The sequence below is a fragment of the Spirilliplanes yamanashiensis genome, from assembly GCF_016863475.1.
GTDB lineage: Bacteria > Actinomycetota > Actinomycetes > Mycobacteriales > Micromonosporaceae > Spirilliplanes > Spirilliplanes yamanashiensis.
Genome location: NZ_BOOY01000006.1, coordinates 113648 through 139491, shown reverse-complemented (window position 1 = coordinate 139491; position 25844 = coordinate 113648). Strand labels below are relative to the sequence as shown.

Here is a 25844-nt window from a genome sequence, read left to right as displayed (position 1 = left end):
CCATGGGCGCCGCGATCACCGGGATGGGGGTGGTCTCCCCCGCCGGCAGCACGCCGGACACCCTCTTCGAGACGCTGCTGGCCGGGCGGTCGCGCGCCGAGCTGCTGACCGGCGACGAGTTCGCCCGGCACCCGGTGCGCATCGCCTGCCGGGTGCCGGAGCTACCCGGCGACGTGCTGTCCGCCAAGGAGGCCCGGCGGATGGACCCGTTCGCGCGGTTCGGCGTGACGGCCGCCGTCCGGGCGCTCGCCGACGCGGGCACCCCGGTCACCGACCCGGGCCGCGCGGCGGTCGTCGTCGGCAACGCGGTCGGCGGCCGGGTCACCAGCGACGCCGAGTCGCTGAACTACGCCGAGCGCGGGCCGAAGGGCGTCAACCCGCTCATGCCGCTGCTCACCATGCCCAACGCCGCGGCGGCACTGATCTCCATGCGGCTCGGCTGGCACGGCCCGGCCACCACGATCGCCACCACGTGCGCGTCCAGCGCCGACGCGATCGGCCAGGCGATGCTGCTGCTGGAGACGGGACGCGCCGACGTGGTGCTGGCGGGCGGCTGCGAGGCCATCATCAGCCCCGTCACGATGGCCGCGTTCGCGAGCCTCGGCGCCGTCAGCGCCCGCAACGACGACCCGGCCCGCGCGTCCCGGCCGTTCGACGCCGGCCGCGACGGCTTCGTCATGGGCGAGGGCGCCGCCTTCGTGGTCCTGGAACGCCTCGCCGACGCCCGCGCCCGCGGCGCCCGGGTGCACGGCGTCGTCGCCGGCTACGGCGCCACCGCCGACGCCCACCACCTGTCGGCGCCGCCGGAGGACGGCGCGGGCGCGGTCGCCGCCATGACCGCGGCGCTCGCCGACGCCGGCCTGCAGCCCGCCGACATCGCGCACGTCAACGCCCACGGGACGTCCACCCCGCACAACGACCGGGTCGAGGCGGCCGCGCTGCGCAAGGTCTTCGGCGGCGGCGCCGTGCCGGTCACGTCCACCAAGGGCGTCACCGGCCACCTCATCGGGGCCGCCGGCGCGCTGGAACTGCTCGCCACCACCCTCGCCGTGCGCGAGGGCGTCGTACCGCCCACCGCCAACCACGAACGGACGGAACCCGGCATGGATCTCGACGTCGTCCACGGCGCGCCCCGCGCGATCGCGAGCGGCCCCGCGCTGTCCAACTCCTTCGGCTTCGGCGGCCACAACGCCTGCCTGGTGGTGATCCCGGCATGACCACCGCCATCGTTCCCGGCGCCGTCGTGGTGCCCGACGTCTCGGTCTACCGCGCGGCGGCCCGCGCGCCGCTCAGCCTGCCCGGCTCGGCGCAGGCGTCCCCGCTGCACCCGTTCGTGCTGAGCACCGCCGCCTTCGACGCGGTCGTGGCCGGCGACGGCACCCCGGTGCACCTCAGCCAGGAGGTCCACGTGACCCGCCTGGTGCGCACCGGCGAACAGGTGCGCATCGCGCTCGACGTCGTGGCCGCCCGGCGCGAGCCGCGCGGCGTGCGGCTGGCGCTGCGCACCGAGCTGACCGGCGAGGCCGGCGACCCGATCGCCCGGCTGGAGACGGCGGTGCTGCTCGTCGGCGCGACCGGCCCCGAGCCGTTCGGCGACGTCCCGGCGGCCGCCACGGCCGCCGCCGACCGCGCCGCGGCGCCGGTGACCGTCACCCGCACGCTCACCCGGGACACCGTCCGCGCCTACGCGGACGCGTCCGGCGACCACAACCCCATCCACCTCGACGACGCGGCGGGCGCGGCGGCCGGCTTCCCCGGCGTCATCGCGCACGGCATGAGCGTGCTGGCGCTGGTCTGCGAGGAGGTCACCGACGCCTTCGCCGGCGGCGACGCGGCCCGCATCGCCGGGATCGGCTGCCGGTTCACGTCGCCGGTGCTGCCCGGCGAGCCGCTCGCCGTGGTGCTCCAGCCGGGCGCCGAGGCCGGCACGGTCACCTTCACCTGCCGGACGCCGACCGGCATCGCCCTCAAGGGCGGCTGGGTCCGGGTGCGCCCGGGTGGCGACGATGGCTGACCGCCTCGACCTCGCCGCCGCCCTCGTCCGGCACGCCCTGACCCGCCCGCACGCCCCGGCGCTGCACTGGCACGACGAGACGGTCAGCTACGCCGAACTGCACGCGAGCGCCCTGCGCGCGGCGAACCGGCTGGCCGGGCTGGACCTGGGCCGCGACGAGCCGGTGGCGGTGGTGGCGGCCAAGTCGCCCGCCGCGATCGCCCTGGTGCTCGGCTGCCTGATCACCCGGCGGCCGGTGCTGCTGCCGTCGCCCGCACTGCCCGAGCAGACCCTGACCGCCCTGGCGGAGCAGGCCGGCTGCCGGTACGTGCTGGGCGTCGGCGACACTCGCACCGTCACGCCCGGCCCGCCGGTCGTGCCCGCCGGCACGGCGATGCTGCTCACCACGTCCGGCTCCACCGGCCTGCCGAAGGTCGTGCCGGTGCCGGCCGGCGCGATGCGCCGCTTCGCCGCCTGGGCGGGCGACGCGTTCGGCCTCGGGCCGGGCCGTGCCGTCCTGAACTACGCCCCGCTGAACTTCGACCTGTGCCTGCTCGACGTGTGGGCGACGCTCGCCCACGGCGGCGCGGTGGTGCTGGTCGACCCGGAGCGGGCCACCCAGGGCCGCCACCTGGCCGGCCTGCTGACCCGCCACGACGTCGCCGTCGTGCAGGCGGTGCCGATGGCGTTCGGCCTGCTGCAGGAGACCGGCGAGACGTTCGGCGCGGTGCGGCACGCGATGGTCACCGGCGACGCCGTGGCCGAGCGCACCCTGGCCGGGCTGCCCGCGCTGTTCCCCGGCGCGCGGCTGCACAACGTCTACGGCTGCACCGAGACCAACGACAGCTTCGTCCACGAGATCGACCCGGCCGAGGGGACGCCCGTGCCCATCGGCCGGCCGCTGCCCGGCGTCGCCGCGGCCGTGGTGGACGCCGCCGGCGCGGTCCTCGACGGACCGGGCGAGGGCGAGCTGTACGTCCGCACCCCGTTCCAGACCCCCGGCTACCTCGACCCGGCGCGCACCGCCGAGCGCTTCACCACCGACCCGCGCGGCCTGGACGCCGAGCCGTGGTACCGCACCGGCGACCTGGTGCGGCGCGACGCGGCGGGCCGGCTGCTCCTGATCGGGCGCAGCGACTTCCAGGTCAAGATCCGCGGCGTCGCCGTCAACACCGCCGAGATCGAGCGCATCCTGCTCGCCCACCCCGACATCGTCGAGGCCGCCGTCGTGGCCGGGCCGGACCCGGTCGCCGGGCACCGCCTGCTGTCCACGGTGCGGCGGCGCCCCGCCAGCCGGATCAACAGCCTCACCCTGCGGCAGCACTGTGCCGGGCGCCTGCCCCGGGCCGCCATCCCGTCCGTCCTGCGGATCGTCGACGACCCGCTGCCCCGGACGTCCACCGGAAAGGTCGACCGCACCGCCGTCGGCCGGCTCGCCGAGCCGGTCGCCGCCGAAGAGAGGAAGTCATGAACAACACCGACACGATCAAGCGCTTCGTCATCGAGGAGTTCCTCCCGGACGTCACGGCGGCCGAGCTCGACGCCGACGCCGACCTGCTCGGCTCCGGCGTCATCGACAGCCTCGGCCTGCTCAAGCTGATCGCCTGGCTGGAGGACCACTTCGAGCTGCTGGTGGACGACACCGCCCTGGACCCGGAGAACTTCCGCAGCGTCGCCGCGATCGACACGTTCGTCGGCAACGCCACCAGGGCCACCGCGGTCGCGGGCGGATAGCCGTGCACGAGGTCATCGCCGCGCTCATCGACGCCCGCACCGAGGTCGGCCGGGCCGCCTGGCGCTCGCTCTGGGACGAGCTGGACGCCGGCGCCCTCGACAAGGGCGACGCCGTCGCCCTGCTCACCAGCCTCGCGACCCGGCTGCCCGGGCCCGAGACCCTGCGCAACCTGCTGCTGTCGCTCGACGAGCGGCGCCCGGCCGCACCGCACCGGTGGCCGGGGGCCGTCAACATCGTCGGGACCGGCGGCGGCCCGAAGAGCTTCAACGTGTCCACGGCGGCGGCGTTCGTCGCCGCCGCCATGGGGGTCCCGGTCGTCAAGACCGGGTCCCGGGCCTACACCAGCAGCTACGGGTCGATCGACCTGCTGGACCGGCTCGGCATCGGACTCACCCGCTCGCACTCCCAGACCGGCGACGTGCTGGCCCGGCACGGCATCGCCTTCGCCGGCCCGTACGTCTACCCGGCGGCGCTCACCCGGCTCGCCCGGCAGATCCTGCCGCTGAGCATGCGCGCGTTCGGCCGGTTCCTGAACGCGACGGGTCCGCTGCTCGCGTCGGTGCCCGTCACCGCCCAGGTGACCGGCGTGTCGGCGCAGGCCCCGCTCGGGGTGCTGCGCCGGCTCGCCGCGTCGCTGCCGGACCGGCCGCTGTGGCTGGTCGCCAACGACGTCGGCGCGGACGAGCTGCTCGGCTTCGCCGACAACGTCATCTACCCCAACGACGGCTCGCCCGACGTGGAGCTGTGGCCGGGGCGGTTCACCACCAGCGGCGGCGACGTCGCCGACCTGGCCCCGATCACCGACCCGGCGGGGCTCGTCGAGCACTTCCTCGGCGTGCTGTCCGGCGTCGGCAACCCGGTCGCCACCGACGCGGTGTGCCTCAACGCGGCCGCGCTGGCCGTGGCGGGCGGGCACGCCACGGACTGGGCGGCCGCGGTGGCGGCGGCGCACGACGCGGTCCGCGACGGCGCCCCGCGCCGGCTCGCGGAGAGCATGCGCAGCGTGCGGCCGGTCCCCCTGGCGGTGCAGCGTGGCTGAGTTCTTCCCGTCGCCGGGCGGCCTCGCGCTGTTCGTCAACGCGGGCGACCCGCCGCTGGACGTCCTCGACGGCCTCGTCGACATGCTCGACGAGGCCGGGGTGGACTGCCTGGAGCTGGCCGTGCCGTTCCCCGGCTCGGTCACCGACGGGCCGGTGGTGCGCCGCTCCGCCGACCGCGCCCTGGCCCAGGGCGTCGGCCTGACCGAGACGCTCGCCTTCGTGGCCCGGGTCCGCCCGCGGCTGCGCCGGCTGCGGATCGCGCTGCTGGCCGACTGGAGCCACAGCCTGAAGGGCCGCCCGCTGCCGGAGGCGGTGGCCCGCATCGCCGACGCCGGCGTCGACGGGCTGCTCGTGCACGCCCTGCCGCCCCGGCTCGGCGAGCAGTACCACGACGCCGCGCGGCAGGCCCGCCTGCCCGTGGTCACCACCTGCTACCACGGCCGGTCCGCGGAGTCGCTCGCCGCCGCGGCGGCCGGCGCCTCCGCCTACGTCTACCTCGTCGCCCACTACGGCCGCAGCGGCACCGCGCCCGCCGCCGGCTACGCCGACCTGGCCGGCTCGATCGCCCGGCTGCGGGAGCGCACCGCCGCGCCCGTCGCCGTCGGGTTCGGCGTCAAGACCCGCGCCGACGTCGCGGCGATCCACGCCGCCGGCGCGCACGCGGCGATCGTCGGCTCCGCCGGCGTCGCCCGCATCGAGCAGGCGCTCGACCGAGGCCACGACGTCGTCGCGCGGCTGCGCGACTTCGTCGCGGAGATCCACCCCGTCACCACCCCGAGGAGGGCATCATGATCGTCCGCAACCTGACCGAGGCGAAGACCGTCGACTGGGGCAACGGCCTGAGCCGCCGCTTCCTGGTCGCCGCCGACGGGGTCGGCTACTCCCTCACGGACACCACCGTCCGGGCCGGCACGAAGTCCCGGCTGGAGTACCGCAACCACCTGGAGAGCTGCTACTGCATCGCCGGCTCCGGCGAGGTCATCATGGACGACGGCACCGTCTACCCGATCACCCCGGGCGTCATGTACTCGCTGAGCGAGAACGAGGCGCACTGGCTGGTCGCGGGCCCCGACGAGGACCTGAACCTGGTCTGCGTCTTCTCGCCGGCGCTGCGCGGCGACGAGGTGCACGACCTCGACCAGCCGTCCTCGGCGTACTGAGGGCCGCCGCGATGATCGAGTGGGACGCCGACCAGATCGCGTTGCGCCAGGGGCTCGCCGAGCTCGACGAGGCGCTCAGCGCCGGCCACGTCGAGCAGGACGCCGAGGGCGCCTTCAGCGCCGCCAAGTGGAAGCTGATCAGTGACACGGGAATCCTCGGCCTGCCGTTCGACGAGCGGTACGGGGGCCTGGGCCAGGATCTGCTCACCACCATGTACGTGCTGGAGGGCCTCGGCCAGGGCTGCCGCGACGGCGGCCTGAGCTTCTCGGTGACGACGTCGCTGTGCAGCGTCGGCGTCCCGCTCGACCGCTTCGGCAGCGCCGCGCTGAAGGAGCGCTTCCTGCCGCGGATCTGCTCCGGCGAGGCGATCGGCGCGCACGCCATCACCGAGCCGCAGGGCGGGTCGGACGCGCTGACGATGCAGACCCGCGCCGAGCGCGCCGGCGACCACTTCGTGCTCACCGGCGGCAAGACGTTCGTCAGCAACGCGCCCGTCGCCGACCTGTTCATGATCTACGCGAAGACCCGGCCGGAGGGCGGCCCGCTGGGCGTCACCGCCTTCCTCGTGGAGAAGGACACGCCCGGCCTTGCGGTCGGCAACCCGATCCACAAGATGGGCCTGCGCACCTCCCCGCTCAGCGAGGTGTTCCTCGACGACTGCCGGGTGCCCGCCACGCAGGTGGTCGGCCGGGTCGGCGGCGGGTTCCTCGTGCTCGACCACGTGATGAAGCGGGAGATCCTGTACTCGTTCATCGTCAACACCGGCGAGATGCAGCACCGGCTGGAGCGCTGCGTGGAGTACGCGCGCAGCCGCACCGCGTTCGGCTCGCCGATCGGGTCGTTCCAGTCGGTCGCCAACAAGATCGTCGACATGAAGGTGGGCGTCGAGACGGCCCGCAAGTTCCTCTACGACGCGGGCGTCAAGGTGCAGCGCGGCGAGGCGGCCACCGTGGACATCGCGATGGCCAAGCTGCTGACCAGCCGCGCCAACCTGCAGAGCAGCCTGGACGCGGTGCAGATCTTCGGCGGCAACGGCTACATGGCCGAGTACGGCCTGGAGAAGGAGGTCCGCAACGCGGTCGCCGGGCCGATCTACTCGGGCAGCAACGAGATCCAGTACAACCGCATCGCCGCGCTGCTGGGGCTGTGATGGGCCCGCTGCTGAAGGTCTGCGGGGCGACCCGCGACGCCGACCCCGCGCTGCTCGCCGGCGCGGGCGCCGGGCTGGTCGGGCTGTGGCACGGCGTGCCCGGCGGCCCGGCCGAGCTAAGCGCGGACCGGCTCGCGCGGCTGGCGGACGCCGTGCGGGCCACCGGCACGGCCGAGCCGGTGCTGGTCACGTTCCTCGCCGACGTGGCGGCGCTGACCGCCGTGCTGCGCCGCACCGGCATCCGGTGGGTGCAGCTGCACGCCTACCAGCCGCCGGGCGTGGTCCGCGCGCTCAAGGCGGCCGCGCCGGACGCCGTCGTGGTCAAGGTGCTGCACCTGCGCGACGGCGCCTGCGTGGAGAGCCGGTTCGTGCCGTTCTACACGCGGGCGGGCACCGACCTGTTCCTGCTCGACCGGGTGGCCGAGGACGGCCGCGTCGGCAGCACCGGGGTGGCCCTGGCCCCCGGCGACGTGCTGCGCGCCGCCACCGGCCTGCCGCGGCCGTTCCTGCTCGCGGGCGGCCTGGGCGCCGGCAACGCGGGCGACTACGCCGCCGCCACCGCCCTGCCCGGCTACGCCGGCATCGACGTCGACACGGCGGCGCGTGCCGCCGGCGGCGCGTTCGACCCGGCGGCGGTCGCCGCGATCGCCGCCGGCTGGGGCATCGGGGCCCCGGCGCCGTCCTGACCGATCCGACCACCCTGCCAGGAGGAAGCATGTCGTCGTTCGTGGAGGCCCTGCTCGCCGCCGAGCACCCCGTGATCATGGAGGTGAAGTGCCGCGACGCGCACGGCGCGGACCTGCTCGCGGGCCGCACCGTGCCGGCGGTGCTGGCCGCGTACGAGCAGGCCGGCGCCCCGTGCGTCTCGGTGGTCACCGGCCGGTGGTTCGGCGGCACCCGGGAGCTGCTGCGCGACGTCGCGAGCCGCACCCGCCGGCCGCTGCTGCAGAAGGACTTCGTCACCCGCCGGGACCAGCTGCGCACCGCCCGGGAGCTGGGGGCGTCGGCGGTGCTGCTGACCGCCGGGCTGCTGCCCCGCACCGCCCTGCACAGCCTGGTGCCGGCGGCGCTGCTGCTGGGGCTGACCCCGTTCATCGAGGTGACGACGGAGGCGGAGCTGGACGGCCTGCCGCACGCAGACGAGTGCGTACTGGCGGTCAACAACAAGGACATCAAGACGCGGGAGCGCGACGGCGGCGACCTCGGGCGCAGCCTGCGGCTGCTGCCGGCGGTGCTGGCGACCGGCACGCGTTGCGCGGTGAGCGCCAGCGGCATCGACCGGCCGGAGACGGCGGCGCGCCTGCTCGACCACGGCTTTGCGGGGCTGCTCGTCGGCACGTCGCTGCTGCGCCACGGCGACCCGGTCACCTGGGCCCGCACGGTGCGCGCGCTGCGGCGCGGGACGGTGCCCGCGACGGTCGGCGCGCCCGTGCCGGTCGGGGCGGTCGCGGCCGCGCCGTGACGCCCGTCCGCCCGACGACGACGCCCGGTCCCGTGTGGACCGGGCATCGCCGCGTGTCAGGCGGGTCCGCGGCTGTCGCGGCCGTCGCGGCCGACCCGGCGCACCACCCGGGCGGCGCCGGGCCGCACCCGCGCCGGCCGGTCGCCGGCGTGCCCGGCCTGGCGCACCGCGGCGCCGCGCCAGGTGGCGCGGGCCTCGTCGGTGACCGGCTCGGCCACGCTCTGCGCGACCTGCCCGGCCAGCGCCTGGCGCCGGTACTCCTGCGGGCTGACGCCGCGCACCCGCTTGAAGGCGGTGCTGAGCGCGAACGCGCTGCCGTAGCCCACCTGCCGCGCCACCTCGCCGATGGTGGCGTCCTGCTCGCGCAGCCGGTCGGCGGCCAGGTCGAGGCGGAAGTCCGTCAGGTACGTCATCGGCGGCTCGCCGACCAGGTCGGTGAACCGGCGGGCCAGCGCGGCGCGGGAGATGCCGACGGCGGCGGCGAGGGTGGCGACGGTCCAGCCGTTCGCCGGGTCGGTGTGCAGCAGCCGCAGCGCCGGGCCGACGACCGGGTCCTGCTGGGCGCGGTGCCAGCCGTGCGCCGGGGCGTCGGCGCCGCCCAGCCAGGACCGCAGGACGGTGATGAGCAGCAGGTCGAGCAGCCGGTCGAGGACCAGTTCCTGGCCGGGCTCGTCCCGGCCGGACTCGGCGGTGATGAGCGAGACCAGCGTGGCGTCGCTGCGGCCGACGACGACGTCGGGCAGCGCGCCGAGCAGCCGGCGGCTCACCTCGGACTGCAGCTGGTAGGTGCCACTGAGCAGCACGGTGCCGGCGTGCAGGTCGTCGCCCCAGGTGCGCACGCCGAGGCTCATCTCCTGGGCCATGTCGGCGCCCTCGACGGTGGTGCAGTGCTGGCCGGGGTGGATGACGATCTGCACCGGCGTGGCCGGGTCGTCGGCCACCGTGTAGGGCTCGGGGCCGCGCATGATCGCGACGTCGCCCGGGTGCAGCTCGGTGGGGCGGCCGTGGTCGGGCAGGATCCAGGCGTGCCCGCGCACCACCGTGACGAGCGAGAGGGCGGCCCGGTCCTCGATGCGCAGGCACCACGGGGGGTCGAGCACGGAGCGCAGCAGGAACGCGCCGCGTGCGCGGGGCTGGTCGAGCAGTCCGTTCAGAGCCTCCATGCAGGACAGTCTAGACCCTTATGTTGTATTTAGGTAGTTTGATCTTTTTGTACCGAAGTTGAGGAGCGCACCGTGGAACTCGTCCGCACCGCCGTCCTGATCGCGGCCACCATCGCCATGGGCCTCATCGCCGGCCTCTTCTACACCTACGCGTGCTCCGTCATGCCGGGCCTGCGCCGGGTCGACGACCGCGCGTTCGTCTCGGCCATGCAGCACATCAACGCCGCCATCCAGAACGGCTGGTTCGCGCTCAGCTTCTTCGGCGCGTTCCTGCTCACCGCCGTCGCCGCCGCCCTGCACATCGGCTCGTGGACGACGTTCGGGCTCACCGTCGCCGGCCTGGCGCTGTACGTGTGGACGCTCGGCATCACCTTCCGGGTCAACATCCCGCTCAACAACCGCCTCGACGCCGCCGGCCCCGGCGCCCGCATCGACGACCCGGGCGCCGCCCGGCGCGCGTTCGAGGCGCCCTGGGTGCGCTGGAACCTCGCCCGCGCGCTGACCAACACCGCCGCGTTCGCCTGCCTCGGCGCCGCCCTCGTCACCGCATGATCGCCGCGATCCTCCCGGCGGGCGTCGCGGCGGCCGAGGCCTTCGACGACGAGGCGCCCGCCGCGCTGTTCCCCGGCGAGGAGGCGCTCGTCGCGGGCGCCCTGCCTCGCCGGGTCCGCGAGTTCGGCACCACCCGCGCCTGCGCCCGCCGGGCCCTGGCCCAGCTCGGGCTGCCCCCGGCCGCCGTGCTGCGCGGCGCCGGGCGGGCCCCCGCCTGGCCCACCGGCGTCGTCGGCAGCCTCACCCACTGCGACGGCTACCGGGCCGCCGCCGTCGCGCGCGCCACCGACCTGACCGCCCTCGGCATCGACGCCGAGCCCGCCGAGCCGCTGCCGCCGGGCGTGCTGTCGCTGGTCGCCTCCGCCGGCGAGGAGCAGCCGCACCTGCGCGAGCTGGCCGACGGGCACCCCGGGGTGCCCTGGGACCGGCTGCTGTTCTGCGCCAAGGAGGCCGTCTTCAAGGCGTGGTCGCCGCTGACCGGCCGGTGGCTGGGCTGCGCGGAGGCGCACGTCACCATCGACCCGGCGGGCACGTTCCGGGCCCGGCTGCGCCCCGAGGGCGGGCCGGGCCCGGTGGCCGCGTTCGACGGCCGCTGGCTCGCCGCGCGCGGGCTGCTCGTGGCGGCCGTGACGCTGTAGCGCGGGCGTCAGCCGCGGGCGTTCAGGTGGATCGCCCGGGCCAGGCACGCCAGGGCGGCCGTGCAGCCGAGCGTGCGGAACACGTTGACCGGCACCCACGTCGGCTCGAAGCGGGCCCGCACCGCGGCCGGGTCGGCGAGCGTGCGCGCGTCGCCGGCCGCCGCCAGCTGATCGTTCAGCGGCACCTCGACGCCCATGGTGAGCACCAGCACGACGACGTACAGCCCCAGCGCGGCCAGCGCCCACGTCGCGGCGCGGCGCCGCCCGCCGGCCAGCAGCAGCACCCCGGCCACCAGCGTCAGCACGGCCGCGCCGCCGAACGTCAGGCCGAACACCGGGTTGAGGATGGCCGCGTTGGCGGCCTGCATCGCGGCCACGAACGTGCGGTCGTCGACCGCGGCCAGCCCCGGCATCACCGAGACGTCGAACGCGAAGAACAGCCCGGCCATCAGGCCCATGACGACGGCGGCGGCGCCGAGCACCGCACCGGCGAACGGGCTCGGCCGGTGCGGCGCGCGCACCGGCGGGGAGGACAGGACGGACACGATGACTCCCTACGGACGACGGTGAGCGGCCCGGCCCCCGGCGGCGCTGCCGGGAACCGGGCCGGACGGATCAGATCAGGTCGAGCACGGGGCGCACGGTGCGCTGGTAGCGCCAGCGCAGCACCGTGCCCGCGGCGACCTGCAGCGGCGGCGGCACGAACCGCAGCATCCGGGCCGCGGTGCGCCGGTCGGCGCCGTCGAGCAGCCAGGGCAGCAGGGTGGCCAGCACGGCGGGCGAGGCGTTGGCGATGAGCCGCCGCTCCATCCACAGGTACTGCCGCTTCGTCATGCCGTCGGCGAACGCCGGGAACACGATCGCCTCCTCCGCGGCCAGGTGCTCGGTCAGGAGCCGGTCGAGGTGCCGGGCGGCCGGGGCGAGGCGCCCGGCGTCGGCGCCCGGGGCGAGCGCCGCGACGACCGCGGCGAGCGCGTCCTCCAGGTCGGCGTGGTGGTGGTCCATCGTCCGCTCGGCGGCGGCGAAGCCGGGGACCCGGCGGCGCAGCTCCGGCCAGACGATGTCGTCCTCGGTGCGGTGGTGCCAGTCGACGACGTCGTGAACCGCGCTCCACCAGGAGCGCACCCGCCCGGCCGTCGCGGGGGTCACGCGGTCGGCGACCGCCGTCAGCCGGCGCACGTCGCGCCGCAGCGCGACGTGCACCAGCCCGAAGGCGACGAGATGGTCGGGCAGGGTGCGCATGCCGGGGTCGGTCGAGGTGGAGGTGGTCACGGGGGTTCCCCTTTCGCCGGGCGGACGGATCAGCCCCACACGCCGGTGGCGGCGGTGGCGCGGGCGTAGTCCCGGAAGTCGCGCGGCTCGCGGCCCAGCGCGCGGCGCACGCCGTCCGTCAGGCTGGCGTTGCGGCCGTCCAGGATCTTGGTGAACAGGTCGACGAACTCCATCGGGAGGTCCTGCGCGCGCAGCACGGCGGCGTACTCCTCGGTGCTGACCGGGGTGTAACGAACGTCGCGGCCGGTCGCGTCGCTGATCTCCTTCGCCACGTCGGCGAAGGTGAGCAGGCGCGGTCCGGCCACCTCGTACACCTGGCCGTCGTGGCCCTCGGAGGTGAGCGCGGCGACCGCGACGTCGGCGATGTCGTCGGCGTCGACGAACGGCTCCGCCGCGTCGCCGGCGGGCAGCGCGATGTCGCCGCTGAGCACCGGGCCGAGCAGGAAGTTCTCGCTGAAGTTCTGGTTGAACCAGCTGGCCCGCACGATGGTCCAGGCGACGCCCGACCGCTCGACGACCAGCTCGCTGGCGCGGGCCTCCTCCTCGCCGCGGCCCGACAGCAGCACCAGCCGCCGGGCGCCGGCCGCCACGGCCGTGCGGGTGAAGACCTCGATGGTCTCGGTGGCGCCGGGGAACGCCAGCTCCGGGTAGAACGAGATGTAGACCGCCGAGACGCCCTCCAGGGCGGGCCCCCAGGTGGAGCGGTCCTCCCAGTCGAACGGGATCTCGGCCGACCGGGAGCCGACCCGGGTGAGCACGCCGCGCTCGGTGAGCCGGTCGACGACGCGGCGCCCGGTCTTGCCGGTGCCGCCGAGGACGAGGATGGGGCTGTTCTGGTGGGTGTTGCTGCGCTCCGTCATGCCTTGAGTCAACCGGGACAGATCCGCCCGGAACATAGCTGACCCACTCGCCCGCATGCGCCGTCGTCCAGAATCGGCCGCGCGCATCATCGAGGCGCTCAGTCCAATCATCGGGGCGCTCGGTCCAGTGGCCCGGCGGCCCGCGGCGGCTCCCGCCCGCCCACCTCGGCGGACGCCCGCGCAGCGGCCCCGGCCACCGGTGCGCACCGGACCGGTCGCGGCGCGCCGCGGCGGGCGCGCGTGGACGGCCGCTGCCGCACCGGCGACGCCACTGAGCGGGTTCGGGAGCTGCACCACGCCTCCACGAGAACGGGAAAAACCGGACGCTCAGCTTGCGCCTGCCCCCGCAATCCCGCCGCAACACGACGAGGCCCGGCGTGGTGGCGCCGGGCCTCGTGGAACGGGTGGGGTCAGCGGCGCCGGCGCCGGGCCGCGCCGAACAGCGAGCGCACGATCTCCCGCCCGGCGGCGGTCGCCGCGCTGCGCAGGGCGCCGCGCACGGCGGTGTTGCCGAGCGCCCGCTCGAGGAACCCCGGACCGGCATCGGCGGGCGCGGGCGCCGGGGCCGCGGGCGGCGGGGCGGGGGCGGGCGCCGGGGCGGGCGTGACCTTCGCGAGCAGGCGCTCGTAGGCGGACTCGCGGTCGACCTCGGTGCCGTACGCGGCCAGCAGCGGCGACGCCGCCACGATCCCCTCCGCCACCGCGGCGTCCGCCGGGGCCATCCGCGAGCGCGGCGGCGGCAGCCGGGTCCACGCGACCGGGGTGGGGGCGCCGCGCTCGCTGAGCACCGTCACGACGGCCTCGCCGGTGCCGAGCTGGGTGAGCACCTCCTCCAGGTCGTAGTCCGAGCGCGGGAACGTCGACACCGTCGCCTTGAGCGCCTTGGCGTCCTCGGGCGTGTACGCGCGCAGCGCGTGCTGGATGCGGTTGCCGAGCTGGGCGAGCACGTCGCCGGGGACGTCCTTGGGGGTCTGGGTGACGAAGAAGATGCCGACGCCCTTGGACCGGATGAGCCGCACGGTCTGGGTGATGGCGGCCAGGAACTCCTTCGAGGCGTCGCGGAACAGCAGGTGCGCCTCGTCGAAGAAGAACACCAGCTTCGGCTTCTCGACGTCGCCGACCTCGGGCAGGTCGTCGAACAGGTCGGCCAGGAACCACATCAGGAACGTGGCGAACAGGTCGGGCCGGTCCTGCAGGCCGGGCAGCTCCAGCACGCTGACGACGCCGCGGCCGTCCGGGTGCACGCGCAGGAAGTCGCGGGTGTCGAACTCGGGCTCGCCGAAGAACTCGTCGGCGCCGCCGTCGGCGAAGCTGATGAGCTTGCGCAGGATGACCCCGGCGGTGGCCTTCGACAGCCCGCCCAGCTCGGCCAGCGCCGCGGCGCCGGCGGGCGACGTCAGGTGCTGGACGACGGCCCGCAGGTCCTTGAGGTCGAGCAGCGGCAGGCCGTTGCGGTCGGCGAAGTGGAAGACCAGGCCGAGCGAGGACTCCTGGACGTCGTTGAGGCCGAGCACCTTCGCCAGCAGCGTGGGGCCGAACGCGGTGACGGTGGCCCGCACCGGCACGCCCGTGCCGACCCCGCCCAGGGCGAAGAACTCGACGGGGTACGCGGCGGGCTGCCAGTCGTAGCCGATGTCGGTGGCCCGGGTGGTGACCCGCTCGGTGGCGTCGCCGGGGGTGGCGAGGCCCGACAGGTCGCCCTTGATGTCGGCGAGGAACACGGGCACGCCCGCGGCGGACAGCTGCTCCGCCATCGCCTGCAGGGTCTTCGTCTTGCCGGTGCCGGTGGCGCCCGCGACGAGGCCGTGCCGGTTCACCATGGCGAGCGGGATGCGCACCTTGGCCGTGGGGTCGCAGGCGGCGCCGTCGACGACGAGGGCGCCGAGGTCGAGGGCCGGGCCGGTGAACGCGTAGCCGGCGCGCACAGCCGCACCGATGTCGGATTCCGCCATGCCAGCACCGTAGCGCCGGTTCAGGCCGCCGGCAGCCGGACTTCGGCACGTACCCCCGGGTCCGCGTCGGCGAGCGTGACCGTGCCGCCGTGCCGGTGCACCAGCTCGCGCACGATGGCCAGGCCGAGCCCGGAGCCGCCGGCGTCGCGGGCGCGGGCGTCGTCGAGGCGGGTGAACCGGCCGAACACCCGCTCCCGGTCGGCGGCGGGGATGCCGGGCCCGTCGTCGCTGACGGTCAGCAGCACCGACGCGCCCTCGCGGGCCACGCCGACCGTGACCGCGCCCGCGGCGTGCCGGGCGGCGTTGTCGAGCAGGTTGCCGGCGACGCGCAGCAGGGCGTCGTGGTCGCCGACCGTCCACACGGGCTCGTCCGGAGCGGCGAACGGCCGCACCGGCGGCGACGGGCAGCGGCTCACCGCCTCGGCGAGCACGGCGCCCAGGTCGACCCGGTCGGCGGCGACGGCCGGGCGGGGGTCGTCCGCGCGGGCGAGCAGCAGCAGGTCGTCGACGAGGCGGCTGAGCCGCTGCACGTCGGTGAGCAGGTCCTCCGACAGCGCCGGCCAGTCGGTGCTGTCGGCGAGCCGCTGCGCCACCTCCAGCTCGGTGCGCATGTTCGTCAGCGGGCTGCGCAGCTCGTGCGCGGCGTCGGCGACGAAGGCGCGCTGCCGGGCGCGGGCGGCGTCGAGGCGGCCGAGCATGTCGTTGAGGGTGACGGCCAGGCGGTGGATCTCGTCGGTGGCCGCCGGCACGGGCAGCCGCCCCGCCCGGCCGCCGCCGGTGATCTCGGCCGCGCCGCGGCGCAGCGCCTCGACGGGCCGCAGCGCCGCGCCCAGCACCCGCCACGCCACCCCGGCCAGCACGGCGACGAGCACCGGGAACGCCACCAGCAGCACGTTGCGCAGCAGGTCGACGCTCTGCCGCAGCACCGCCGTGGACCGGGCGACGACGACCCGCTGCCGGTCGTCGGGCGGCCCGGCGGACACGGCGACCACGCGCACCGGGCCGGACAGCCCGATCCGCTCGCCGGGGATGAACCGGCCCTCGCCGTCGGCGGTGCGCGCCAGCTCGTCCGGGTAGAGCACGGGCACCAGCCGGTCGGCGTCGAACGAGGCGGCCCGCACCCGGCCCTGAGCGTCCACCACCTGCACCCGCACGTCGTTGCCGGCCACCGGCAGCGGGTCGCTGACCGTGTCCTCGTTGACGAGCCGGGCGATGCCCTGGGCGGTGGTGAGCGCCTCGCGGTCGGCGGTGTTCAGCAGCGCCACGTTCAGCGCGGCCACCAGCGCCACCCCGCCGACGGCGAACCCGGCGACCAGCCCGGCGACCCCCACCGCCATGAGCCGGGCCCGCAGGCCCAGCCGCCGCCACCAGCCCACGGCGTCAGCCGCCGGTCACGGTGAGCCGGTAGCCCGCGCCGCGGACCGTCTCCAGCACGTCCCGGCCGAGCTTGCGGCGCAGGTAGCCCACGTACACCTCGACGGCGTTCGGGGCGGTGTCGACGGCGGCGTCCCACACGTGGTCGAGCAGCTCCACCTTCGTGACGACCTCGCCGGCGCGGCGCATCAGGTACTCCAGCAGCGCGTACTCGCGGGCGGTCAGGGCGATCTCGGTGTCGTCGCGGGTGACGCGGCGGCGGGCCGGGTCGAGGGTGAGCGGCCCGGCCGTGATGACCGCGGGGCGGGGCGCCGCGCCCCGGCGCAGCAGGGCGCGCAGCCGGGCCAGCAGCACCACGTACGAGAACGGCTTGGTCAGGTAGTCGTCGGCGCCGCAGTCGAGGCCGTCGGCCTGGTCGTACTCGCCGTCCTTCGCGCTGAGCATGAGCACCGGCAGCCAGTGCTCCTCGGAGCGCAGCTGCTGCACCACCCGGTAGCCGCTCAGCCCGGGCAGCATCACGTCCAGGATCATCGCGTCGTAGCCGCCGTGCCGGGCCAGGTCGAGGCCGGTGGGCCCGTCGCCGGCCACGTCCACGGCGAAGCCCTCCGCCTGCAGGCCCCGCTGCAACGCGGTGGCCAGGCGCTGCTCGTCCTCCACCACCAGCAACCGCACGCCCCGAGCATGGCACGCGGGCTGAGGGCGGCCACAGCTCTTCTCAGCGGTTCCACAGCACGGGTGGCGCACAGTGCAGGCATGGCTTCCCTCACGTCCCGTCCCGCTCTGAGGTGGCTCGTCCCCGCCGCGGCGGCCGCCCTCGTCATCGGCGGTGGCGCCGCGGCCGGCACCATCGTCGCCAACGCCGACCCCGCGCTGCCCGAGCGCAGCGCCGCCCAGCTGCTCGCCGACCTGCAGACCGCCGAGGTGGCGGGCCTGTCCGGCACCGTCGTGCAGCGGGCCGACCTGGGCCTCCCGCCGCTGACCGGCCTGCCCGGCGGCAACGGCGAGGCCGCCGCCCAGCTGACCAATCTGGTCGCGGGCAGCAACACCGTCCGCGTCTGGTACGCCGGGGAGCAGAAGGCCCGCGTCGCGGTGCTCAGCGCCCTCGGCGAGATGGACGTCATCCGCAACGGCACCGACGTCTGGTTCTGGAACAGCAAGGAGAAGTCCGCCACCCACCTGACGGTGCCCGCGGACGCGGGTTCGTCCGCCGAGCGCCGGCCCGCCGAGCTGCCCGCCACGCCGCAGGCCGCCGCCGACGCCGCGCTCGCCGCGATCGACCCGACGACGAAGGTCACCACCACCGGCACCGCCGAGGTGGCCGGGCGCGACGCGTACGAGCTGGTCCTGGCGCCGCGCGACACCGCGTCGCTGATCGGCCAGGTGCGCATGGCGATCGACGCCGAGCACAAGATCCCGCTGCGCGTCGAGGTCTACGCCAAGGACGCGGTGCAGCCGGCGTTCAAGGTGGCGTTCGAGCAGGTCGACTTCGCGGTGCCGGACGCCGAGCAGTTCGCGTTCAACCCGCCGCCGGGCACCAAGGTCACCGACGAGGCCGTCCCGGCCGAGCCGGAGAAGGCCGGCAAGCCGGAGCGGACCGCGCCGAAGGCCCCCGCCCAGCGGGACGCCGCCGAGGGCGGGCCCACGGTGATCGGCACCGGCTGGACGTCGATCGTCGTCGCGAAGGCCGACGTGAACAAGGCCGCCCAGGAGGCCGGCGACCAGGCCGAGGGCGCCGCGGTCACCCAGTTCCTGAACGCGCTGCCGAAGGTCAGCGGCGCCTGGGGCAGCGGCAACCTGCTGCAGAGCGCGCTGTTCAGCGTGCTGGTCACCGACGACGGCCGGATCCTCGCCGGCGCCGTCGCCCCCGAGAAGCTGTACGAGGCCGCCGCGAAGAAGTAGGCGGCGGACGCGACGAAGGCCGGGCGGGTGACCGCCCGGCCTTCGTGGCATCGTGGGTCACCATGCTGAGCCACCACTACACGGCCACCGTCTCCTGGACGGGCAACCGCGGCACCGGCACCAGCGGCTACCGCGACTACGGCCGCGACCACACCGTCGCCGCCGACGGTCCGGGCACCCTGGCCGGCAGCGCCGACCCGGCGTTCCGCGGCGACGCCGGCCGGTGGAACCCGGAGCAGCTGCTCGTGGCGGCGCTCGCGCAGTGCCACATGCTGGCGTACCTGCACCTGTGCGCGGTCAACGGCGTCGTGGTCACGGCGTACGCGGACACCGCGCGCGGGACGATGGCGGTGCGCGGCTCGGGCGGGCGGTTCACCGAGGTGGTGCTGGCCCCGCACGTGACGGTGGCCGCCCCGGGGATGGTGGCCAGGGCGGCCGAGTTGCACGCCGACGCGCACCGCGACTGCTTCATCGCGTCGTCCGTCAACTTCCCGGTGCGCCACGAGCCGGTCGTGACGCCCGCGGGCTGATCAGGCGGCGGCCGCTGCCTTGCGGGCGCGGTGCTCCGCCCGGGCCGGCTCGCTGACCTCGCGCAGGTGGCGCAGCGCCATCCGGTACGACTCGATGAGGCCGGTCTCCTCGTAGTGCACGCCGATGCTCGCGCAGTACTCCTGGACGATCGGCTTGGCGTACCGCAGGTTCGGCGACGGCATGCCCGGGAACAGGTGGTGCTCGATCTGGTAGTTCAGGCCGCCCAGGGCCACGTCGACGAACCGGCCGCCGCGGACGTTGCGGGAGGTCAGCACCTGCTTGCGCAGGAAGTCCTCGGTGCCGTCCGGGTGCGGCATGCCCTTGTGGTTGGGGGCGAACGTCATGCCCAGGTAGACGCCGAACAGCGCCTGGTGCACCACGAGGAACGCCAGCGCCTGCAGCGGGGACAGCACGACGAACAGGGCGGTCAGGTAGAGCGCGGCGTGCAGCGCGAGCAGGCCGCCCTCGAGGCCGCGGCGCTTCATGTCGCCGCGCAGCACGGCCTTGACGCTGGACACCTTGAGGTCGATGCCGAGCAGGGTGAGCAGCGGGAAGAACAGCCCGGCCTGGTGCCGGGTGACGAACGCCTTGAGCCCGCGCCGCCCCACGGCGGACTCGGTGGCCCAGATGAGCACCTCCGGCGCCACGTCCGGGTCGAGGTCGTCGTGGTTCGGGTTGGCGTGGTGGCGGGTGTGCTTGTCCATCCACCAGCCGTAGCTCATGCCGACGGCGAGGTTGCCGAACAACCGGCCGAGGATCTCGCCGGGCCGCTTCGTCCGGAACACCTGCCGGTGCGCCAGGTCGTGGGCCACCAGCGCGACCTGGGCGAACGTGACGGCGAGCCACACCGCGACGGCCAGCTGCCACCACGACGAGCCCAGCAGGAAGAAGGCGGTCCACCCGGCGGCCAGCATCGCCCCCACGACGGGCAGGCGGACGGCGTAGTAGGCGGGCCGGCGCGTCATCAGGCCCTCGGTGGCCATCCTGCGGGACAGGACGGCGAAGTCACTGCCGGCCGTCGCCCGGGCCGGCTCGATGGTCATCGTCATGTCCTCCATTCCACCGCCTCGCGCGCGCAAGGTCAGGAGTGCTGTGTCCCCGGGCCTGGTGGTGCCAGCACCCCTGATATTCCGAGCGGCGTCCGGTCAGAATCGGAATCATGCACATCGCGCTGTCCGACGAGGGGGTCCGCCGGTGGGCCCGCGACGGCCTGCGCGCGGTGCTCGGCGGGCTGGCGGGCATCGGGCTGGCCATCGTCAACCTGCCGCTGTTCATCGTCACCGTGGCGGCGCTTGTCATCGTCATCGTGCCGGGGGTCGGCCTGGCGGCGTTCCCGTGGGTGACGTCGCTGGTGCGGGCGCGCGCGGACCTGGAGCGCCGGCGCGCCGCCGCCGCCGGGGTGGTCGTGCACCGCCCGTACGCGCCGCCGCCGAAGCGCGCGGTGCCGGGCGGCTGGCGGCTGTTCCGCTGGGTGGTGACCGACCCGGCGACGTGGCGGGACCTGGCCTGGCTGCTGCCCGGGGCGATCGTGGGGCTGGGCCTGGGGGTGCTGGCCGTCGCCGTGCCGCTGTACGGGCTGGAGGGCGCGCTGCTCATCCCGCTGTGGCTGTACCTGGGCGTGGACTGGTACGGCTACGGCCTGTTCTGGCCGATCGAGAACGTCGCCGAGGGGTGGCTGTCCGCCCCGCAGGGCCTGCTGTTCATCGCGGCCGGGCTGACCGCGGCGCCGTGGCTGCGCCGGGTGGACGCCATGTTCGGCAAGCTGTTCCTCGCCCCCACGAAGGCGGCGGACCTGCGGCTGCGGGTCTCCCAGCTGACGGCGACCCGGGCCGACACGGTCGACGCGCAGGCGGCCGAGCTGCGCCGCATCGAGCGCGACCTGCACGACGGCGCCCAGGCCCGGCTGGTGTCGCTGGGCATGACCATCGGGCTGGCCGAGCAGCTGCTGGAGCGCGACCCGGCCGCCGCCCGCAAGCTGCTCGTGGAGGCGCGCGAGGCCAGCGGCACCGCGCTGACCGAACTCCGCCACCTGGTGCGCGGCATCCACCCGCCGGTGCTCGCCGAGCGCGGCCTCGACGGGGCGGTCCGGGCGCTGGCGATGAGCCTGCCGGTGCCGGTCGACGTGGACGCGGAGCTGCCCGGGCGCCTGCAGACGCCGGTCGAGTCGGCCGCGTACTTCGCCGTGGCGGAGGCGCTGGCGAACGTGGTGCGGCACAGCGGGGCCCGGCACGCCTGGCTGTGGCTGCGCGAACGCGACGGCCGCCTGGCGATCGTGGTGGGCGACGACGGGGCCGGGGGCGCCGACCCGGGACGCGGCACCGGCCTGACCGGCATCCGCAGCCGCCTCGCCGCCTTCGATGGCACGATGACGCTGTCCAGCCCGCCGGGCGGGCCGACCGTCGTGACCATGGAGCTGCCGTGCGCGTTGTCATCGCCGAGGACCTCGCCCTCCTCCGGGACGGCCTGACCCGGCTGCTGGAGGCGTTCGAGTTCGAGGTCGTGGAGGCGGTCGACAACGGCCCGGCGCTGCTGCCGGCCCTGATCCGGCACCGGCCGGACGTGGCGGTGCTCGACGTGCGGCTGCCGCCGACGTTCACCGACGAGGGGCTGCAGGCCGCGATCGCCGCCCGCACGGAGCTGCCGGGCCTGCCGGTGCTGGTGCTGTCCCAGCACGTCGAGCAGCTGTACGCCCGCGAGCTGCTGTCCGATCGCACGGGCGGCGTGGGCTACCTGCTGAAGGACCGGATCGCGAACGTGGGGCAGTTCCTGGACGCGGTGCGCCAGGTCGCCGGCGGCGGCACCGTGATGGACCCGGAGGTGGTGGCGCAGCTGCTGGTGCGGCGGGACCGGCCGCTGGCCGCGCTGACCGGCCGGGAGCGCGAGGTGCTGGGGCAGATGGCGGAGGGGCGGTCGAACGCGGCGATCGCCGCCCGGCTGTTCGTCACCGAGAAGGCGGTGAGCAAGCACATCAACAACATCTTCAGCAAGCTCGGGATGCCGCCGTCGGACGACGACAACCGGCGGGTGCTGGCGGTGCTCGCCTACCTGGACTCACCCTGACTCTCCGTAGCCGGAAGGTGACCTCTCATCCGATCAGACAGCGCAAAACGGACCTGTCCGACCTGTCTGACTTAACCCTCTGTGACCTACCGTGAGGTGACCACCCCTCCGGTAGGAAGGCACCTCCCCCCATGCCGCAGCTGCCCCGGCTCCCCCGGATCCGCCGCCTCCTCGCCGCTGGCCTCGCCGCCCTCGTCCTCGCCTCCACCGCCCACGCCCCCGCCGCGAACGCCGCCCCCGCCGGCGCCGCCGTCTCCACCGACGCCGCCGCCTCCGCCACCGTCACCGCGGCGGCCGCGCGCACCGCCGAGCAGCGCCGGACCGACCGCGTCCGCACGCCCAAGCTCCGCTGGTACAAGTGCTACGGCTGGGCCCAGTGCGCCACCGCGCGGCTGCCCCTCGACTACGACGACCCCGACGGCCCCACCACCGAGGTCGCCGTCCTGCGCGTCAAGGCCCGCGACCCCCAGCGCCGCATCGGCAGCCTGTTCGTCAACCCGGGCGGCCCCGGCGGCTCCGCGACCGGCCTCGCGCTGGCGGCCCCGATGTTCCTCAGCAGCTCGGTCACCGAGCGCTTCGACGTCGTCGGCATCGACCCGCGCGGCGTCGGCTTCAGCGACAACGTGCGCTGCTTCACCGGCACCCGCGCCCAGACCGTCGCGCTGCGGCCGCTGACGACGATGGCGTTCCCGGTGACCGCCGCGGAGACCAAGCGGTACCTGGCCGCGTCGAGGAAGCTCGCCCGCGGCTGCTCCACCACCGGCCGCCCGCTGTCCGGCGCCATGTCCACCGCCGAGACCGCCCGCGACATGGACGTCATCCGGCGCGCCGTCGGCGACCGCAAGCTCACCTACCTCGGCTTCAGCTACGGCAGCGTGCTCGGCGAGTACTACGCCAACATGTTCCCGGACCGCATCCGGGCGCTGGCGATCGACGGCGTCATCAACCCGTCGGCGTGGGCCGGCACCGCCGCCACCCGCACCGCCACCCAGGACGACCGGCTGCGCTCCGCCGACGGCGCGTACGTGGCGCTGCGGGAGATCTTCCGCCGGTGCGACGCCGCCGGTCCCGCCTACTGCGAGGCCGCGCCCTCGTCCGCCGGCAAGTTCGCCACCGCCGCCCGCCGCCTCAAGGCCGAACCGATCGACTTCGGGTACGGGCTGAAGCTGAGCTACGCCGACTTCGTCGGCACCACGCTCGGCCTGATGTACAGCACCATGGCGCCCGAGCTGGTCGGCATGTTCACCGCCGCCGTGCACATGATCACCTCGCCGGCCGGCGCCACCGCCGCCGACGTCGCGGCCGCCCGCGGGGTCGTGCGCCGGCAGCTCGGCCGCGACTTCCAGTACCTCAACGACGCCGAGGCGTACGCCGGCGTCATGTGCACCGACGGCCTGCACCCGGCGAAGATGTCGACCTGGCCGCAGCGGGCCGCCCGGGCCGACCGGCGCGCCCCGTACTTCGGCCGGGCCTGGGCCTGGGCGAGCGCGCCGTGCGCCACCGACGCCTGGACCGTGCGGGACCCCGACGCCTACCGCGGGCCGTTCAACCGCCGCACCAGCGCCACCGTGCTGATCGTGGGCAGCTTCCACGACCCCGCCACCGCGTACGTCGGGGCGAAGCAGACCGCCGCGAAGATGCCGAACAGCCGGCTGCTGTCCAGCGACAACTGGGGGCACACCGCGTACGGCACCAACGAGTGCGTGACCGCGTCGATCGACGCCTACCTGCTGCGCCGGGCGCTGCCGGCCAGGGGCACGATCTGCCGCATCGCCGAGCAGCCGTTCAGCGTGCCGCTGGAGGAGGGCATGGAGCCGTTCTCGGCGGGCGCGACGGGCCCGGCGCAGCGGGTGACCGGCACCAAGGAGCAGATCGCGGCGCGAGGCCTGCCGGCCGCCGGCGGGCCGAAGCAGCTGCCGCCGGTGTCCAGCGGCCTGCCGGGGGTCGTCGCCCGCTGACGACCGCGGCGATGGGGCGGCCGGCTCCCCGCACCGGGGAGCCGGCCGTCCCACCGACCACAGTAGAGACATCGACGATGAACAATGTGAACACGGCGTGACCGTCCGCCGCGGACACCGGACGGCCGCGGGGCTGAGCCCCGCGGCCGTCCGGTCCTTCTCTGGAAAGGTCAGGTGTTGCGCGCCGCCTGCTTGGTCTCGTCCGCGGCGTCGCGCGCCGAGGACTTGGCCTGCTGCGCGGTGGTCTGCGCGGCGTCCTGCGCCGTGCTCTTCACCTCGGCCGCAGCCTGCTGGACGGTGCCGCTCAGGTCTTCCTTCATCTCCTGCGCGGTCTCCTTCACCTTGTCGGTGAGGTCGCCGGAGTGCTCCTTGAGCTGAAGACCCGCGCGCTTCTCGGCCTCGGTGGCCGGGATCAGCGTGGCGGCGAGCATGCCGATGCCGAAGGCGATGACGCCGGCGGCGATCGGGTTGCCCTCGGTCTGCCGGGCGACCGCGCCGGGGGCCGAGCGGACCGCGTCCGCCGCGGTCGACGCGGCGTCCGAGGCCTTCTCGCCGACCCGGGACGCGGCGTCGGACGCCTTGTCACCGACCCGCGAGGCGGTGTCCTGCACGGTGCCGACGGCCGAGGAGGCCTTGTCGGACGCCACGTGCCTGCCGTGATCGGCCGAACCCATCACTTTCTCCTTCACAGCCGTCCAGCGGCGCTGGGCCACCTTCGTGGGGCTGGTCTTCTCGGCGAGCCGATCGACGTCGCGGGTCAGCTCTGCCCGCGTCCGGTCGATCTCAGCCCTTATCCGGTCGGGTTCTTGAGCCATTGCGCGTCCTCCTTGAGCGTCTCGACGGTGCGCCGCGGCATCGGGTCGACGTCCTTGATCTTCTTCTTGCCGGACACGAACAGGACCGCCGCGACGATGCCCCAGAGGACCGCCACGATCAGCGCCGCCCAGCCGTAGTCCATGACGTTGCCGAGCCCCCACGCGAGGGCGAAGCTCAGGAACAGCACGGTCAGGTAGCCGGCGAAGCCGGCGCCGCCGAGCATGCCCGCGGCCTTGCCGGCCTTCTGCGCCTCCTGGCGGACCTCGGCCTTGGCGAGCTCCACCTCCTGGCGGAACAGCTTCGACAGGTCGTCGCTGATCTCACCGATGAGCTCGCCCACCGACGTCTGCGACGGGTCCTCCTGGGCCGGGTCGAAACCCTGGCCGGAACGGTACGAGGGCGCCGTCATCGCGGGTCACTCCGGTAACCCGTCTCCGGGTAGTCCGGGTCCACCGGGATCGGCGTGCCGGTGCCGGTGGCGGCGTACTCCGTGGAGCTGGCCGGGTCGACCGGCGGGTACGCGGCGGTCTCGGTGTAGGCCGGCGCGACGTACCCGGTCTGCGGGTAGGCGGGGTCGGTGTACACCGGCTCCGGCGTGGACGGACCGGACACGAACGAGTCCGTGCGCGGCTTGTCCTGCTCCAGGTCGGACGCCTTCGCGACGCCCTTGCCGAGCCGGCCGACGACGAACCCGGCGGCGAGCGCCGTGGCGAGGAACGCCCCGGGGCGACGGCGCGCGAAGTCCTGCACGTCGCGCAGCACGCCCTCCGGGCCCTGCCGGGCGAGGTGGTCGGCGAACTGGCGGCCGCCGTCGGCGACGCGGGACACCACGGTCGCGGCCGGGGAGTCCGCCCGGTCGCCGCGCATCTGCTCCAGCTCGTCGGCCATCCGGCGGATGCCGTCGACCAGCTTCTCGTTCTGGGTCTGGGCCTGCTGGCCGACCCGGTCACGAACCTGCGACGCCACCTGCTGCACCTGCGACTTCGCCTCACCGGCGACTCGCTGGGCCTGGTCCTTGGCGGTGTCCTTGACGTCAGCGGCCGCGCGTCCGGCCGCGTCAGCAGTCTGCCCGGCCACCTGGCGTGCGGTCGAGTCGGAACTGTCAGGGGCGCGGGCCCCGGTCTGCATGTCGCTCACTCTGGCCTCCCATACGAAGCGGACACCACTTCGACTACCCCCGGCCCGGCCGATCATGCGACTTCGCGTTCGCTTCATCCGATAGAAAAAG

The 25844-nt window shown here is 75.2% G+C and carries 27 protein-coding genes and 1 pseudogene; 17 read left to right on the top strand and 11 right to left on the bottom strand.

From position 1 onward, the window contains the following. The first annotated feature begins 2 nt into the window (after positions 1 to 2). Genes Sya03_RS06110 through Sya03_RS06065 form a run of 10 tightly spaced genes read left to right on the top strand, consistent with a single transcriptional unit; the run spans position 3 to position 8541 of the window. On the top strand, positions 3 to 1217 hold the full coding sequence (locus tag Sya03_RS06110; RefSeq protein WP_203937180.1) for a beta-ketoacyl-[acyl-carrier-protein] synthase family protein: 1215 nt from the start codon (positions 3 to 5) through the stop codon (positions 1215 to 1217). Beyond that, positions 1214 to 2014 (top strand): MaoC family dehydratase, encoded by an 801-nt coding sequence (locus Sya03_RS06105; protein ID WP_203937179.1) that lies wholly within the window; start codon positions 1214 to 1216, stop codon positions 2012 to 2014. Before Sya03_RS06110 ends, Sya03_RS06105 begins: the two co-directional genes overlap by 4 nt. Then, positions 2007 to 3464 carry an AMP-binding protein gene (locus Sya03_RS06100; RefSeq protein ID WP_203937178.1) on the top strand — a complete coding sequence of 486 codons (1458 nt, stop codon included), beginning with the start codon at positions 2007 to 2009 and terminating at the stop codon, positions 3462 to 3464. The genes Sya03_RS06105 and Sya03_RS06100 overlap by 8 nt, the downstream gene beginning before the upstream one ends. After that, positions 3461 to 3727 (top strand): acyl carrier protein, encoded by a 267-nt coding sequence (locus Sya03_RS06095; RefSeq protein WP_203937177.1) that lies wholly within the window; start codon positions 3461 to 3463, stop codon positions 3725 to 3727. Before Sya03_RS06100 ends, Sya03_RS06095 begins: the two co-directional genes overlap by 4 nt. Positions 3728 to 3729: 2 nt before the next feature. Then, the gene (locus tag Sya03_RS06090; protein ID WP_203937176.1) at positions 3730 to 4767 is read left to right on the top strand and encodes a hypothetical protein; all 1038 of its coding nucleotides are present in this window, start codon (positions 3730 to 3732) and stop codon (positions 4765 to 4767) included. Then, entirely contained in the window at positions 4760 to 5560 is an 801-nt protein-coding gene (gene trpA, locus Sya03_RS06085) for a tryptophan synthase subunit alpha (RefSeq protein WP_203937175.1), read from the top strand. Before Sya03_RS06090 ends, trpA begins: the two co-directional genes overlap by 8 nt. Next, positions 5557 to 5928, top strand: a complete 372-nt coding sequence (locus Sya03_RS06080) for an ectoine synthase (protein WP_203937174.1) — start codon at positions 5557 to 5559, stop codon at positions 5926 to 5928. Before trpA ends, Sya03_RS06080 begins: the two co-directional genes overlap by 4 nt. Positions 5929 to 5939: 11 nt before the next feature. Beyond that, complete coding sequence (locus Sya03_RS06075) at positions 5940 to 7079, top strand: acyl-CoA dehydrogenase family protein (protein WP_203937173.1); 1140 nt, start codon at positions 5940 to 5942, stop codon at positions 7077 to 7079. Beyond that, positions 7079 to 7765, top strand: a complete 687-nt coding sequence (gene trpF / locus Sya03_RS06070) for a phosphoribosylanthranilate isomerase (RefSeq protein ID WP_203937172.1) — start codon at positions 7079 to 7081, stop codon at positions 7763 to 7765. The genes Sya03_RS06075 and trpF overlap by 1 nt, the downstream gene beginning before the upstream one ends. A gap of 29 nt (positions 7766 to 7794) precedes the next feature. Next, positions 7795 to 8541 carry a beta/alpha barrel domain-containing protein gene (locus tag Sya03_RS06065; protein ID WP_203937171.1) on the top strand — a complete coding sequence of 249 codons (747 nt, stop codon included), beginning with the start codon at positions 7795 to 7797 and terminating at the stop codon, positions 8539 to 8541. A gap of 242 nt (positions 8542 to 8783) precedes the next feature. On the opposite strand, the pseudogene Sya03_RS06060 reads toward Sya03_RS06065, so the two are convergent. Beyond that, positions 8784 to 9704, bottom strand: a pseudogene (locus Sya03_RS06060) (AraC family transcriptional regulator); the annotation flags it as partial. Positions 9705 to 9776: 72 nt separating this feature from the next. Between Sya03_RS06060 and Sya03_RS06055 the strand changes: the two are divergent. Then, positions 9777 to 10256 carry an anthrone oxygenase family protein gene (locus Sya03_RS06055; RefSeq protein ID WP_239107145.1) on the top strand — a complete coding sequence of 160 codons (480 nt, stop codon included), beginning with the start codon at positions 9777 to 9779 and terminating at the stop codon, positions 10254 to 10256. After that, the gene (locus tag Sya03_RS06050; RefSeq protein ID WP_203937169.1) at positions 10253 to 10894 is read left to right on the top strand and encodes a 4'-phosphopantetheinyl transferase family protein; all 642 of its coding nucleotides are present in this window, start codon (positions 10253 to 10255) and stop codon (positions 10892 to 10894) included. The genes Sya03_RS06055 and Sya03_RS06050 overlap by 4 nt, the downstream gene beginning before the upstream one ends. Positions 10895 to 10902: 8 nt before the next feature. Here Sya03_RS06050 and Sya03_RS06045 read toward each other — a convergent pair whose 3' ends face one another. From Sya03_RS06045 to Sya03_RS06020, 6 genes are all read right to left on the bottom strand, one after another. Continuing rightward, positions 10903 to 11439: an anthrone oxygenase family protein gene (locus tag Sya03_RS06045; RefSeq protein ID WP_239107144.1), complete on the bottom strand. Its 537-nt coding sequence runs from the start codon at positions 11437 to 11439 to the stop codon at positions 10903 to 10905. A 70-nt stretch (positions 11440 to 11509) separates the two neighbouring features. Beyond that, complete coding sequence (locus tag Sya03_RS06040) at positions 11510 to 12166, bottom strand: hemerythrin domain-containing protein (protein WP_203937168.1); 657 nt, start codon at positions 12164 to 12166, stop codon at positions 11510 to 11512. A gap of 29 nt (positions 12167 to 12195) precedes the next feature. Continuing rightward, positions 12196 to 13026, bottom strand: a complete 831-nt coding sequence (locus tag Sya03_RS06035) for an NAD(P)H-binding protein (RefSeq protein WP_239107143.1) — start codon at positions 13024 to 13026, stop codon at positions 12196 to 12198. 410 nt (positions 13027 to 13436) lie between these two features. Continuing rightward, a complete protein-coding gene (locus Sya03_RS06030) occupies positions 13437 to 14978 on the bottom strand; it encodes a helicase HerA-like domain-containing protein (RefSeq protein WP_203937166.1) in 1542 nt (513 codons plus the stop codon). A gap of 20 nt (positions 14979 to 14998) precedes the next feature. After that, positions 14999 to 16315: a sensor histidine kinase gene (locus Sya03_RS06025; RefSeq protein ID WP_203937228.1), complete on the bottom strand. Its 1317-nt coding sequence runs from the start codon at positions 16313 to 16315 to the stop codon at positions 14999 to 15001. Positions 16316 to 16358: 43 nt separating this feature from the next. After that, positions 16359 to 17024 carry a response regulator transcription factor gene (locus tag Sya03_RS06020; protein WP_203937165.1) on the bottom strand — a complete coding sequence of 222 codons (666 nt, stop codon included), beginning with the start codon at positions 17022 to 17024 and terminating at the stop codon, positions 16359 to 16361. An 81-nt stretch (positions 17025 to 17105) separates the two neighbouring features. Between Sya03_RS06020 and Sya03_RS06015 the strand changes: the two genes are divergently transcribed. Then, on the top strand, positions 17106 to 18251 hold the full coding sequence (locus Sya03_RS06015) for a LolA family protein (protein WP_203937164.1): 1146 nt from the start codon (positions 17106 to 17108) through the stop codon (positions 18249 to 18251). 62 nt (positions 18252 to 18313) lie between these two features. Beyond that, positions 18314 to 18781 (top strand): OsmC family protein, encoded by a 468-nt coding sequence (locus Sya03_RS06010; protein ID WP_203937163.1) that lies wholly within the window; start codon positions 18314 to 18316, stop codon positions 18779 to 18781. On the opposite strand, the gene Sya03_RS06005 is transcribed toward Sya03_RS06010, so the two are convergent. Beyond that, a complete protein-coding gene (locus Sya03_RS06005; RefSeq protein WP_203937162.1) occupies positions 18782 to 19831 on the bottom strand; it encodes a fatty acid desaturase family protein in 1050 nt (349 codons plus the stop codon). A 110-nt stretch (positions 19832 to 19941) separates the two neighbouring features. On the opposite strand from Sya03_RS06005, the gene Sya03_RS06000 reads away from it, so the two are divergent. The 3 genes from Sya03_RS06000 to Sya03_RS05990 all read left to right on the top strand — a co-directional run bounded on the left by Sya03_RS06000 (position 19942) and on the right by Sya03_RS05990 (position 23800). Further along, on the top strand, positions 19942 to 21249 hold the full coding sequence (locus Sya03_RS06000; RefSeq protein WP_203937161.1) for a sensor histidine kinase: 1308 nt from the start codon (positions 19942 to 19944) through the stop codon (positions 21247 to 21249). Next, entirely contained in the window at positions 21201 to 21842 is a 642-nt protein-coding gene (locus tag Sya03_RS05995) for a LuxR C-terminal-related transcriptional regulator (RefSeq protein WP_203937160.1), read from the top strand. The genes Sya03_RS06000 and Sya03_RS05995 overlap by 49 nt, the downstream gene beginning before the upstream one ends. A gap of 131 nt (positions 21843 to 21973) precedes the next feature. Beyond that, positions 21974 to 23800 (top strand): alpha/beta hydrolase, encoded by a 1827-nt coding sequence (locus tag Sya03_RS05990; protein ID WP_203937159.1) that lies wholly within the window; start codon positions 21974 to 21976, stop codon positions 23798 to 23800. 170 nt (positions 23801 to 23970) lie between these two features. Here the strand turns inward: Sya03_RS05990 and Sya03_RS05985 are convergent, their stop codons facing one another. From Sya03_RS05985 to Sya03_RS05975, 3 genes are read right to left on the bottom strand one after another with little or no spacing between them, the layout of a single operon-like run. Continuing rightward, positions 23971 to 24615: a DUF3618 domain-containing protein gene (locus Sya03_RS05985; protein WP_203937158.1), complete on the bottom strand. Its 645-nt coding sequence runs from the start codon at positions 24613 to 24615 to the stop codon at positions 23971 to 23973. Continuing rightward, a complete protein-coding gene (locus Sya03_RS05980) occupies positions 24591 to 25025 on the bottom strand; it encodes a phage holin family protein (protein ID WP_203937157.1) in 435 nt (144 codons plus the stop codon). The genes Sya03_RS05985 and Sya03_RS05980 overlap by 25 nt, the downstream gene beginning before the upstream one ends. Continuing rightward, positions 25022 to 25744 (bottom strand): hypothetical protein, encoded by a 723-nt coding sequence (locus Sya03_RS05975; RefSeq protein WP_203937227.1) that lies wholly within the window; start codon positions 25742 to 25744, stop codon positions 25022 to 25024. The genes Sya03_RS05980 and Sya03_RS05975 overlap by 4 nt, the downstream gene beginning before the upstream one ends. Positions 25745 to 25844 lie beyond the last annotated feature (100 nt).